Below are 12,076 nucleotides of genomic sequence, written 5' to 3'. Positions count from 1 at the left end.
GCGTCCCTCCCGTCAGACCGACAGGGTCTTGAGCTTGCGGCCGCCGTGAATCAGCGCGGTGATGGCGTGGGTCACCGTCACCGACGTGAACATCGACGTGAGGATACCGATGAACAGCGTGACGCCGAAGCCCTTGATCGGACCCGAGCCCATGGTCATGAGACCCAGCGCCGCGAGCAGATGCGTCACGTTGGCATCGAGAATCGTCGCCCACGCCTTGTCGTAACCCGTGCGGATCGACGCCAGCGGCGACGAGCCGTTGCGCAGTTCCTCGCGGATGCGTTCGCAGATCAGCACGTTGGCGTCGATCGCCATGCCGAGGGTGAGCACGATACCCGCGATGCCCGGCATGGTCAGGGTGACCCCGACCAGCGACATCACGGCGACGAGCAGCACGAGGTTGAAGAACAGCGCGATGTCCGCGACGAGGCCGAAGAGCTTGTAGTAGATCGCCGCGGCCACCAGCACGAGGCCGAGGCCGAGCATCACCGCCTTGAAGCCCTTGTCGATGTTGTCCGCGCCCAGGCTGGGACCGATCACGCTCTCGCTGACGATGTCGACGGGCGCCGCGAGCGAACCGCCGCGCAGGAGCAGCGCGAGCTCGGAGGCTTCCTGGTCGTTCGGCAGGCCGTTGGTCGAGAACTGCTTGCCGAACGGCGAGCTGATGTTCGCGTAGTTGATCACCTCCTCGGTGATCTTCGGCGTCTTGATCTCCTTGCCGTCGACCGTCTTGGTCTCGACCGTGCGCGTGATGTAGAGCACCGCCATCGGCTTGCCGACGTTGTCGTTGGTGAACTCCTGCATCTTGCGCGCGCCGGCGCTGTTGAGCGAGACGCTCACGTTCGGCGTGCCGTTCTGCTGATCGCGACCGGAAACCGCGCTGGTGAGCTCGTCGCCTTTCGCGATCACCTTCTTGCTCAGCAGGTACGGACGGCCGTCCCGGCCGTAGTACAGCTTGGCGTCCGGCGGCACGCTGCCCGAGCGGGCGGCGTCCACGGCCTGCTGCGGCGTGTACAGGCCGGCACGGTATTCGAGCGTGGCGGTGGCACCGATGATCTTCTTGGCCTCGGCGGTGTCCTGGACGCCGGCGAGGTCGACGATGATCTGGTTCGGGCCCTGCTGCTGGATCAGCGGCTCGGACACGCCGAGGGCGTTCACGCGCTGGCGCAGCGTGGTCACGTTCTGCGTGATGGTGCTCTGGGCCAGTTCGCGCAGCTTCGCCGGCTTGACCGTGGCGTTGAGGATGAAGCGGTTACCGGTGGTCGGACCGTCGTTGACGGCGAGGTCCGGGTAATCGGTGCCGATCAGCGTGGCCGCCTGCTGGCGGTCGGCGTCCGAGCGCAGCACGACGCTGACGCCCTGGCCGCGCGCATTGCGGTTCACCGCGTCGTACGAGACGTTCTTGTCGCGCAGCAGCGAGCGGATGTCGTCGGCGTAGCGCGTTTCCTGCGCGTCGATCACGGCGTTCTGGTCGACCTCCATCAGGAAGTGCACGCCACCCTGAAGGTCGAGGCCCAGGGGCATCGAGTTCGCGTTGATCGAACGCAGCCAGCCCGGCACCGTGGACGCGAGGTTCAGCGCCACGGTGTAGTTCTCGCCGAGGCCCGTGCGCAGGGCGTCGGACGCCTTGGCCTGCGCGTCCACGCTCGGGAAGCGCGCCAGCAGACGCGTGCCCTTTTCATCGAGCTCCAGGGACGTCGCCGGCACCTTCGCGGTGGCCAGCATGCCCTCGACCTTGGTCTTCAGCGCGGGGTCGACGGCGGCCCCGCGGTTGCCCGATATCTGCACGGCGGGCTGCGGCGGGAAGACGTTCGGCAACGCATACACGATGCCGAACAGCAACACGATCACGACCAGCGCGTACTTCCAGCGTGGAAAATCACTCATGCCTTACATTCCGTGAAAGCGGCCGTGCACCGGCCGCGGCTGACGCTATGGAAGAGGAAAGTCTTACGACTTCTTCAGGCTGCCCTTCGGCAGGACCTGGGTGATCGAGCCCTTCTGCACCTGGACGACGGTGCCCGGGGCGATCTCGACACGGACGAACGACTCGCCCACGTCCTCGATGCGGCCGGCCATGCCGCCGCTCATGACCACCTCGTCGCCCTTGGCCAGGGCGGCCAGAAGCGCGCGGTGCTCCTTCTGCCGCTTCATCTGCGGCCGGATCATCATGAAATAGAAGATGCCGAACAGCACCGCCATCATGATCAGCGGCGAGAAGCCAAAGGCCCCCTGCGGAGCGGCGCCGGCGGCGGGAGCGGTGGCCTGGGCAATGGCAGCGAACGTAGGAAGGCTCATCGGATTTCTCGCAAGTCATGGAACGGCCAAGGAAAAGCTGCCGTTCACGTAAAAAGATCGTGGATTATGCCACGCACCCCGGCGGTTATGTACCGCACCCCGTCAAGGGGTTGGGGGCGCCGGGGCACCCCTGCAAGGCCGGATCAGCCGTCGGTGGCGCCCTTGCGACGCGCCTCATAGAACGCCGCCACGAAGTCCTCCAGACCGCCGGCCTCGATGGCGCCACGCAGTCCGGCCATGAGCCTCTGGTAATGACGAAGGTTGTGCATCGTCGCCAGCTGGCTGCCGAGGATCTCGTTGCAACGGTCGAGGTGGCGCAGGTAGGCGCGGGAAAAACCGTTGGCGCAGGCGTAGCAGTCGCAGCCTTCCTCGATCACGCGGGTGTCCGTCGCGAACTTCGCGTTACGGATGCGCAGGGTGCCGGCGGCCGTGAAGAGGAAGCCGTTGCGGGCGTTCCGGGTCGGCATGACGCAGTCGAACATGTCGATGCCGCGGCGTACGGCCTCCACGATGTCTTCCGGCCGGCCCACACCCATGAGGTAACGGGGGCGGTCCTTCGGCAACATCGGCAGGGTGAAATCGAGCGTGTGGTTGCGCTCGGCTTCCGGCTCGCCCACGGCCAGGCCACCCACCGCGTAGCCGTCGAAGCCGATCTCGATCAGGCGCTCGGCCGAGCGGCGACGGAGGTTCTCGAACGTGCTGCCCTGGACGATGCCGAACAGCGCGTTGGGGTTCTTCAGGTCGTCGAAGGCCCGCCGCGAACGCTCGGCCCAGCGCAGGCTCAGCTCCATGGAGTCCGACGCGACGCGCTCCGTCGCGGGATACGGGGTGCACTCGTCGAAGATCATGGCGACGTCGGAGTCCAGCACCTTCTGGATCCGCATCGATTCCTCGGGCGAGAGGAACACCTTCGAGCCGTCGACCGGCGAGGCGAACGTGACGCCTTCTTCGGTGATCTTGCGCTTGTGCGCCAGCGAGAAGACCTGGAAGCCGCCGGAATCGGTAAGGATCGGCTTGTCCCAGCCGATGAACTTATGCAGGCCACCGAACTCGCCGACGATCTCCAGGCCCGGGCGCAGGAACAGGTGGAAGGTATTGCCAAGGATGATCTCCGCGCCGGTGTCGAGGACATCGCGCGGGGTCATGGCCTTCACGGAGCCGTAGGTGCCCACGGGCATGAAGGCCGGCGTTTCCACGGTGCCGCGGCCGAAACGGAGACGGCCGCGCCGGGCCGCGCCATCGGTGGCGAGGAGGTCGAAAGGAAGCTGGGTCATCCGCCCATTCTAACCTGCCCGCGCGGAGCGCAGGTTTGCCGATAAGGCATGGCCCAAGGGCGCGCCCGACCTAAAGTTTCGTAAAAACCCGCCGATCCCTTGGGACACAGGAGCGTGCCCACCGAGGGTGCGCCTGGCGCCGGGAGGGCATCCCCCTTGATCATCCAGCCGACCAGTCTCGCTGCCCAGCTCTGGGCCGGCGCGGCCGCGGGCACCACGGCCGCAGCGGACAGCTGGCGGGTCGGGACCCTGCTGTCGGCGCGCATCATGGGGCAGACCGACATCGGCAAGCTGTTGCTCGACATCGGCGGGATGGCCGTCGAGGCCGACGCGCCCGGCGGCCAGTTGCCACAGCAGTTCCAGGTGCGCGTGCTGACCCAGGGCGCGCAGCCGCAGCTCGAGATCGTCCCGGGCAACACCGACGAACGCGTGGCCATGCAGGGCCTGCGTGAACGCCTGCCGCTGCAGAATGGCTACGCGCCTCTGCTCGGCGTCCTCGCGGCGCTCGGTCGCCGCCCCGTCGCGCGGATGCTTCCGGCACCGCTGCGCGCCGCGCTGGCCACCCTCGAAGCCGCCATCAGCAAACCGTCCGACGTCAGTTCGCCGCTTGGCATGAAGGAGGCGATCGCGAAAAGCGGCGCGTTCCTCGAAGCCCATCTCGCGGAGCCGAAGCACGAGACGCCCGCCGCCGACGACTTCAAGGCGGCGCTGCTAGCCCTGCGCCGCGCGCTCGCCGATATTCCCACCGGCCGGCCGGGCACCCAGCTCGCCCGGCCAGCCAGCGACACGCCACCGCCGCTTGTGCAGCGGGCGCTCGTCGCCCAGCCGCGAGCTCCCGAACTCAGCCTCGGCGACGACGACATCGAGGCCGTCGTCGGCCAGCTGCGCACGGACACGCGCGCGGCCCTGTCGCGCGTCGAGATCGCGCAGCTCGAATCGCACCCGCAGGCGGGCGTGTGGATGATCGAAGTGCCGCTCGCCGCCGGGCGCGGCTACGACGTGCTGCAGATTCGTATCGAGGAAGGCCAGCCGCTGCTGGGCGACACCGAGGGCCCATGGACGGTGGGTTTCGCCATCGACCCGCCATCGCTCGGCGCCGTGCAGGGCGAGATCCAGCTCCGCGTGCCGCGTGTTTCCGTCCGCCTGTGGGCACAGCGTCCCGAAACGGTCGCGCATCTCGAGAACGCGTTCGTCGTGCTGCGCCGCCTGCTCGAAAAGAGCGGCCTCATCCTGGATCACTTCAGCTGCATGCACGGCCTGCCGACACCGAGCAGCGCCTACAGCGCCGTCCTGCTGGAAGCCCGCGCATGACGACGGCCCTCCCCTCGCCCCGGCGCAGCGTCACGTTGCGCCTCGCGTCCCCCACGAGCAACGGCAACAGCCAGCGCATCGACGCCCACGGCGTGAAAACGATGCTCGAACGCGCGCAGGCACTAGGCCTCGCACCGCAGCTCGATCCGCAGATCGCGACGCTGCTCGCCGCGGTACGCCTGCGTGACGACGTGCCGCCGGAACTCTACGCGGCACTGTCGGCCGTGGTCGGGACCTTGCTCGCCGCCACGGACGGATAGGCGCGACCGGCGATTTCTTAACCCTGTGGGAAGCGCACTCGCGCGCGAACGGGTGCTCGCCGCGAGCGCACTTTGCGCATGATGATCACGCCATCGTCGAGACGATCGGACCGGCGGTCGGCTTCGAGACGGCGAGACCGCCACCCGGGACGGGCCGATAGGTGTCGGCGGGAATCACGAAGTCGCGGACCTTGATCGCCGCGAGGGCATACGGGTTCGCCTTGTAGTGGTCGCGCAGCAGGTACACGTTTTCGTTATCGACATCCGCATCGCGGACGCTGCGCAACAAGGACATGAACCGCACGTCGCGATCGACCGTTGCGTCGAGGTTCGCGACGGGTGGATGGTCGATGTATCCGGTTACCGTCTCGGTCAGGTAATAGTCGCGACTCCCGTCGCCGTAGGCGTATGCGACCGAGCGATTGAACTCCGTTGCCAGGCAGAGGAGATCAGGTAACTCGTTGAGGCGCGCCTCGAGCCAAGCCGCTTGGTCCGGATCCAGATCTGCATCGACGACCTTGAGCGACTGGTCGTCCTTTCGAAGATCGAACGTCCTCGACACCACATCCGGGCGCTCGACAGCCAGTCGGGCCAGCATAGGAACGAGGGCCTCCGCGAATCGCGTGAAGGCACTCCCCATCCGCAGCTGATCGTTAGCCATGATCGCAGAATCATGTCCCTGTGCTTCATAGCGCACGTCAAGCGCCTCCGCATACGCTTTCGAGTCCACGGTCATCAGCGTGTCGCCTGGTCGCTGCCCTTCCCGCGTCGCGAGTGCAGCGAAGACGGTACCTTTGGTCGGGACCAGTGATGCATCGGGACCTTTGCAATGACCTGAAGAGGTGACGTTCATGACTGGCTCCTTTCGCGGGTCACCAAGGCCGCGTTCGCGTCGATCGACGCGTCGTAGACCGGGCCGATGGCCATGGTTTCGCACCCGGGAACCGATGGGCACGTTGCGCCGGCAATCACGGACTGTGCATGGGCGCCGAAGGTGCAGGTAAGCATGAGCAGCGCGACGCCGCTCCAAAGAATATTTCGTTGCATTGAAGGCTCCTCGTGGGACAGGAACCAGCAACGTAGGAGGCGGAGGTGTTCAGGTATGTCGGGCGACGGCGCGTGAGCGGGCTGCGGGTCGCCCGCGCTGCGCTGTCGCCAGATTGCCCGCTGCCGCGGGATCGCCGATGCGATCGGCTCCCACCAGACTGAGGCGAGATTGCCCGCTGTCGCGGGATCGCCGATGCGATCGGCTCCCACCAGACTGAGGCGAGGTTGCCCGCTGCCGCGGGATCGCCGATGCGATCGGCTCCCACCAGACTGGGCGAGGTTGCCCGCTGCCGCGGGATCGCCGATACGATCGGCTCCCACCAGATTGGGGTCGCGCCGATTCCTACCCGACGCCCAGTCCGCGGATGCCTGCTGCATGGGCTTCGAAGCCCGCGAGCTCCGCGAAGCGCTTGCCGCGCTCGGCGTAGTCGCGGAACTGGTCGAAGCTCGGGGCGCCCGGCGAAAGCACGACGCAGCCGTCGCCGGCCAGCGCCCGGCGTGCCGTGTTCACGGCTTCCGCGAGATCGTTCACGCGGTGGACTCCGCCGATGCCCGCGGCATCGAGCGCGTCGGCGATGCGACCGCCGTTCGCGCCCTGGCACACGATCGCCGCTGGCGCGTGCGCGCGCATCGCCTCGACGAAGGGTGTCCAGTCGAGGCCGCGGTCGTGACCGCCAACAATCAGGGCGACGCGTTTCGCGCCGACGCTTTCCAGCGCGGCGAGGCTGGCCAGCGGCGTGGTGCTGATCGAGTCGTTGATCCATGCCACGCCATCGCGCGCGCCGAGCGGCTGCAGGCGATGCGGCAGGGGCGCGAAGGTGGACAGCGCGGGAGCCGCCGCGCGTGCGTCCAATCCCATGATCTCCAGCGCGGCGAGCGCCGCGCACGCGTTGGTCGCGTTGTGCAGACCGGGAGCCGACACGCGATGCGCTTCGATGATCCGCTCGTCGCCCCGCTGGATCCAGCCGTCGTGCACGTGCCAGCCGGCGGCATCGCCGAAAGTATGCAGGCCCGGGTGCCGCTCGGCCCGCGTCAGCAGGTGCGGCTGCCCGGCGTTCACCAGCACGCGCGCGCTCGCCGCCAGGAGCTTGAGCTTGTCGTCGACGTAGCGCTCGCGTGAGCCGTGCCAGTCGAGGTGTTCTTCGTACAGGCTCGTCACCACGCCGAGATCGACGCCGAAGGCCTCGCCGGTCTGGAAGCTCGACAGTTCGATGACCCACAGATCGGCGTGCGACTCGTCGAGTTCGAGGAGCGGCATGCCGATGTTGCCGGCGAGCGCCGTGCGGACGCCGAGCGACCGCGCGAGATGCGCGATCAGCGCCGAGGTCGTGCTCTTGCCCTTGGTGCCCGTCACCGCGATGGTGCGCGCGTCCACGTGCCCCGAGAACCAGAGCGCGCTGCCCGACGTGAAGCGCGTGCCGCGCTCCTTCGCCGCGAGCAGTTCGGGTTTGTACGCCGAGATGCCCGGCGACTTCACGACGATGTCGTAGCTCGCCAGCGCGTCGGCGTCGGGCGCGACCTCGTGCACCAGGACATCGGGAAACGCCGTGCGCGCCGCACCGGCCTCGTCGGCGGCGCAATACAGGTCGACATGCTGTCCCGGCAGCCGGCGAGCCAGCGCGTGCAACGCGGCGCGGCCTTCGCGGCCGAAGCCCCAGACGGCGATGCGCCGTCCTTCCAGATCAGCCCAGCGCATCCAGCGCTCCGCGCAACCGCTCCGGCACGAGGTGCGATGCGCCCGGGGTCAGCCACGGCTCGAGGGCCAGCTCGGCCTTGTCGAGTTGCGGCAGGATCTCGCGGCGGAAGCGCGCGACGAGCGCGTCCTCGCGCCACTCCGGGCGTTCGGCGAGCGCGGCGAGCGCGGCACGCGCTTCCGCGCCCTCGCCCACGCACTCGAACGGCTTGTGGTCCTTGTATTCCAGCAGCGCGTCGAACGCGCCGGCCAGCGCCTCGTCGTCGAGCAGGTTGCGCCCGAAGATCGACACGAGCCGCGGCTTGGCCATGAACGGCGCGAGGGCGAGGAACACGAAGTGGCATTTCGGACACTGCCCGCACCAGCGATCCGCGGGCTTGGGCCCAAGGATGCGGAAGTTGCGGTTGCAGCTGGAGAACACGTTGAAATAATCGCCGCCCAGGCGCGCGAACGCGCTGGTCACCGCCAGCTCGGACCACGGCCGCAGCAGCGAGCAGTAATCGAGATCGGCGGCCACGTGCGAATGCAGGTAGTCGTGCAGGGTCTTCTCGAAACCGAAGCCCTTGCTCCACTGGTGGTTCACCTGCTGGCCTTCGTATTCCAGCGTGGCGACCGACGCCGAGCGCTCGTTCGCGAACACGATCGAATCGTAGCCGTAGAGGATCGCGGCCAGCGCGAGGATCGCCGAATTGATCGCCGTGACCGGAATGTGGCCGTTCCACGCGCCGAGCCGGTTCAGTTCGAACAGGCCCGGTGCGAGTTCGCGGGAGATGTTGAGCGTCGACAGTCCGGTGCGCGCCGCGCACTCCGCGATCAGGGGCGAATTGCCGACCCAGACGGCGGTCGCGTCGGCGCCGATCGACTTCACCGCCTCGACCGCGACCACGGAATCCTTGCCGCCACCGATGGGCAGCAGCGAACGCTTCGGCAGGCCGATGGCCGGCGGCGGCGCCGGGCGCGGCGCGGAGAACGGGAAGCGGATGCGGCCGCGCAGGTCCAGGCCGTTGCGATAGGCGAACTCGGCGAGGCCGTGGAGGTAGAGCGCGTCGGCCAGCGTCGCGCTTTCCTCGTCGAGCGGATCGCCTTCGATGACGATCGTCTCCGGAATGCCCGCCTTGTAGTAGCTGACGCCGGCGACGAGGTGCAGCAGGCGCAGCGCCGCCGCGAAGGCGGCCTCGCGACCGGCGGGCACTACGGGCGCGCCGGGGAACGTGATGCGCTCGACCAGCTCGGCACCGTCGTCGAACGCGTAAGCGAGTTCGGCGACGCCATCGGCGTACGCATGGCGAACGAACCGGAACGTGCGGCTCTGGCGCGGATCGGAAAGCGGGGACGTCACGGCAGCAGCACCTCGTCGGCCTCGTCGCGAAGGTTGTAGCGCGACGACATCACGGCGCCGTACGCACCACCCTGGGCGATCAGGACCACATCATCCTCCTTCGACTCGGGCAGCCGTCTGTCCGAACCGAGGATATCCCCTGACTCGCAGATCGGGCCGACCACCTGGTACATGGTGGTCGCCGGCTCGTCGAGGCGGGAGAGGTTCGCGATCTCGTGCCACGCGTCGTAGAGCGCCGGACGGATCAGGCTGTTCATGCCCGTGTCGAGGCCCAGGTAGCGCACGTTGACGCCCTTCTCCTTCTCCTGCGTGACCTTCGCCAGCAGCACGCCGGCATCGGCCACGAGGTAACGGCCCGGCTCCATCCACAGCTGGAACTGCGGGTAGGCCTGGCGCACCGCGGTGAGCACGCGGTCGAGCGCCGCCATGTCGAGGGCGGACTCGCCGGGATGCGAGGGCACGCCCAGGCCACCGCCGATGTTCAGCACCGTGATCGTGCCGATGCGCTCGGCCAGCGCCGCCAGCTGCGAGTACACCTCGCCCCAGTGCGCATGGTCGAGGATGCCGGACCCCAGATGGGCGTGCAGGCCGATGACCTTCGCGCCCGCCGCGTCGGCGAGACGAAGGAAACGGTCCACGTGTTCGATGGGCACGCCGAACTTGCTGCCCGTGCCACCGGTCTTGACCTTGTCGTGATGACCGAGGCCGCGACCGAGGTCGACGCGCAGCACGATCTCGCGGCCCGCGAACAGGTCGCCCCAGTGTTCGATGGGATGCATGGCGTCGATGGTGATCGTCGCGCGCGTCCGCAGCGCCGCCTCGAAATCGCGGCGCGCGGCGAAGTTCGGGGTGAACAGCAGCGGCACGTCGTTCGGCACGGCGGCGGAGACGGCCGCGAGTTCGCCCGGCGACACGCACTCGAACGCGAAGCCTTCCTCCGCCAGCACCTTGAGGATGCCCGGATGGGTGTTGGCCTTGACCGCGTAATGCGCGCGATCGACGGCCTTGAGCGATTTCACGCGGCGCGCCTGCGCGCGCACGGTCGGCAGGTGATAGACGTAGCGCGGCGTGCGCTCGTCGGCCAGCGTCAGCAGCGTCGCCCGCGCGCCCTGCCACCAGGCCGCGCCCGGCGCGGCCGTCTCGCCGCTGCCGTACAGCGACTGCCACGACGGGCCGAAGACCATGCTGTCGTCGGTGCGCAACGCCCCGGCGCCGATGAGCAGCTCGTGCAGGCGCGGGAGCATGTCGTCGACCACGTCCTCGTCGACCACGAAGGTGAGGTTGAGGTTGTTGGACGACTGCGAGATCAGGTGCACGCGCAGCTGGCCGAACTCGGCGAGCACGCCCGAGAGCTTGTGCAGCATCGAGCGCATGCCGCGGCCCACCAGCGTGATGGCCGCGCAGGGCGCGATCACCTTCACGCGGCACACGCGCGCCAGGTCGGCGGCGAGCGCCGCGATGGCGTCGGAATCGAGCAGGTTCTCCGTCGGATCGAGCGACACCGTGACGTTCGTCTCGGCGGAACCGATGAGGTCGACGGAAAGGCCGTGGCGCTTGAACGCGTCGAACACGTCGGCGAGGAAGCCGACCTGCTGCCACATGCCCACCGACTCCATCGAGATCAGCGTGATGCCCTTGCGCGCGCTGATCGCCTTGATGCTCGGCGCGTGCTCGCGCACCTCCGGACCGATCGCGGTGCCTTCCAGCTCGGGCCGGTTGGTGTCCTTGATCAGCAGAGGCACGCGGGGTTCGCGCAGCGGCGAAAGGCAGCGCGGATGCAGCACCTTCGCGCCCGTGGAGGCGATTTCCTGGGCTTCCTCGTAGTCGAGCCGTTGCAGGAGGCGCGCACCGGCCACCTGGCGGGGATTCGCGCTGAACATGCCCGCGACGTCCGTCCAGATCTCCACGCGCGCGGCGGCGAGCAGCGCGCCGAAGTACGCGGCGGACGTGTCGGACCCGCCGCGGCCCAGCAGCACGGTGCGGCCGGCCTCGTCCTGCGCGATGAAGCCCTGCGTGATGAACACCTCGCCGCGCGACGCCAGCGCCGCGGACAGCGCGGCGTCGTGGTGCGGCTCGACCATCGCCGAGAGCAGTCGCGTGCGTTCGTTCTGGTTGGGCAGCGCCACCGAATGCAGGCACTCGCGCGCGTCCACCCATGTGGTTGGCAGGCCGTGGGCCGAAAGGAACGCGGCACCCAGCGCGCTGGACATCAGCTCGCCGTGCGCCTGCACGCGAGCCTGCCAGGCCAGCTCGCCCAGTTCGGCGGCGCCGGACGCGGCCAGTTCCGCGAGGTCGGCCAGCCGCGCGCCCAGCGTCTCCGGCATCGCCAGGGACATCTCGGCGAGCAGGGCGTGATGGCGATCGGCCAGTGCGGAGCCCGCGTCCGAGCGGCGTTTCGAATCCGTGTGCGTGCAAAGCTGTTTCAGGCCGTCGGTGATGCCGGACAGGGCCGAGACCACGATCAGCACGCGTGCGCCTTCGGCGCGGCGGCTGGCGGCCAGCTCGAGGATATTTCGCCAGCGTGCGGCGGTGGCCACGGAGGTGCCGCCGAACTTCATGACGATCCAGGGCGCGTTGACGGGCAACGGCGCGTTTGCGATTTCGCTCACGGGACTCTTTGTGTCGTGGGAGGGAAGGAATCGGTGGGACGTATCCGCCGAAGTGTTGCGCCGCAACGGGAAAAAGGCAAACGAGCGGGGGGTGGGAGATGGGAATTGGGCGCGCGACGAGCTGGGAGATGGGGGTTGGGAATTGGGGGCGTATTTCCGGCGTGCGCTCGAGGGGGTCGGAGACGTGTCGACGAGCGCGAGGCAGGCGCTGTGTTTCCAGTCCCCTCGGGCGAACGCCGGAATCG

At 68.4% G+C, this 12,076-nt stretch carries 10 protein-coding genes; 2 read left to right on the top strand and 8 right to left on the bottom strand.

The window, feature by feature from the left end:
• Positions 1-12: 12 nt before the first annotated feature.
• The 3 genes from secD to tgt form a co-directional block, all read right to left on the bottom strand.
• Entirely contained in the window at positions 13-1,887 is a 1,875-nt protein-coding gene (secD, locus tag BMW54_RS13920; RefSeq protein WP_090056997.1) for a protein translocase subunit SecD, read from the bottom strand.
• A gap of 63 nt (positions 1,888-1,950) precedes the next feature.
• Entirely contained in the window at positions 1,951-2,298 is a 348-nt protein-coding gene (gene yajC, locus BMW54_RS13915; protein WP_089974384.1) for a preprotein translocase subunit YajC, read from the bottom strand.
• Positions 2,299-2,441: 143 nt separating this feature from the next.
• Positions 2,442-3,572: a tRNA guanosine(34) transglycosylase Tgt gene (gene tgt, locus BMW54_RS13910; protein WP_090056995.1), complete on the bottom strand. Its 1,131-nt coding sequence runs from the start codon at positions 3,570-3,572 to the stop codon at positions 2,442-2,444.
• Positions 3,573-3,728: 156 nt separating this feature from the next.
• Here tgt and BMW54_RS13905 point away from each other — a divergent pair, with 156 nt between their 5' ends.
• Together BMW54_RS13905 and BMW54_RS13900 are read left to right on the top strand one after the other, a co-directional pair.
• Positions 3,729-4,883, top strand: coding sequence for a flagellar hook-length control protein FliK (locus BMW54_RS13905; protein ID WP_090056993.1), 1,155 nt, complete (start codon positions 3,729-3,731; stop codon positions 4,881-4,883).
• Complete coding sequence (locus tag BMW54_RS13900) at positions 4,880-5,143, top strand: hypothetical protein (RefSeq protein ID WP_090056991.1); 264 nt, start codon at positions 4,880-4,882, stop codon at positions 5,141-5,143. The genes BMW54_RS13905 and BMW54_RS13900 overlap by 4 nt, the downstream gene beginning before the upstream one ends.
• A gap of 85 nt (positions 5,144-5,228) precedes the next feature.
• On the opposite strand, the gene BMW54_RS13895 is transcribed toward BMW54_RS13900, so the two are convergent.
• From BMW54_RS13895 to BMW54_RS13875, 5 genes are all read right to left on the bottom strand, one after another.
• Positions 5,229-5,996: a hypothetical protein gene (locus tag BMW54_RS13895; protein WP_139206109.1), complete on the bottom strand. Its 768-nt coding sequence runs from the start codon at positions 5,994-5,996 to the stop codon at positions 5,229-5,231.
• Positions 5,993-6,190, bottom strand: coding sequence for a hypothetical protein (locus BMW54_RS13890; RefSeq protein ID WP_090056987.1), 198 nt, complete (start codon positions 6,188-6,190; stop codon positions 5,993-5,995). Before BMW54_RS13890 ends, BMW54_RS13895 begins: the two co-directional genes overlap by 4 nt.
• 343 nt (positions 6,191-6,533) lie before the next feature.
• Positions 6,534-7,886 (bottom strand): UDP-N-acetylmuramoyl-L-alanine--D-glutamate ligase, encoded by a 1,353-nt coding sequence (gene murD, locus BMW54_RS13885; protein ID WP_090056985.1) that lies wholly within the window; start codon positions 7,884-7,886, stop codon positions 6,534-6,536.
• Positions 7,873-9,222, bottom strand: coding sequence for a UDP-N-acetyl-alpha-D-muramoyl-L-alanyl-L-glutamate epimerase (gene murL, locus BMW54_RS13880; protein ID WP_090056983.1), 1,350 nt, complete (start codon positions 9,220-9,222; stop codon positions 7,873-7,875). The genes murD and murL overlap by 14 nt, the downstream gene beginning before the upstream one ends.
• Positions 9,219-11,831, bottom strand: coding sequence for a bifunctional aspartate kinase/diaminopimelate decarboxylase (locus tag BMW54_RS13875; protein ID WP_256374595.1), 2,613 nt, complete (start codon positions 11,829-11,831; stop codon positions 9,219-9,221). The genes murL and BMW54_RS13875 overlap by 4 nt, the downstream gene beginning before the upstream one ends.
• Positions 11,832-12,076: the final 245 nt, after the last annotated feature.

The organism is Luteibacter sp. 329MFSha, assembly GCF_900111665.1.
Lineage (GTDB): Bacteria > Pseudomonadota > Gammaproteobacteria > Xanthomonadales > Rhodanobacteraceae > Luteibacter.
Note: the sequence above shows the minus strand (reverse complement) of the source record. Positions and strands in the feature narration are given on the sequence as shown.

Bases quoted from the DNA above. Each gene is read 5' to 3' on its own strand.
- BMW54_RS13900 (WP_090056991.1), top strand. From the start codon at position 4,880: ATGACGACGGCCCTCCCCTCGCCCCGGCGCAGCGTCACGTTGCGCCTC.
- tgt (WP_090056995.1), bottom strand. From the start codon at position 3,572: ATGACCCAGCTTCCTTTCGACCTCCTCGCCACCGATGGCGCGGCCCGG.
- secD (WP_090056997.1), bottom strand. From the start codon at position 1,887: ATGAGTGATTTTCCACGCTGGAAGTACGCGCTGGTCGTGATCGTGTTG.
- yajC (WP_089974384.1), bottom strand. From the start codon at position 2,298: ATGAGCCTTCCTACGTTCGCTGCCATTGCCCAGGCCACCGCTCCCGCC.
- murD (WP_090056985.1), bottom strand. From the start codon at position 7,886: ATGCGCTGGGCTGATCTGGAAGGACGGCGCATCGCCGTCTGGGGCTTC.
- BMW54_RS13890 (WP_090056987.1), bottom strand. From the start codon at position 6,190: ATGCAACGAAATATTCTTTGGAGCGGCGTCGCGCTGCTCATGCTTACC.
- BMW54_RS13895 (WP_139206109.1), bottom strand. From the start codon at position 5,996: ATGAACGTCACCTCTTCAGGTCATTGCAAAGGTCCCGATGCATCACTG.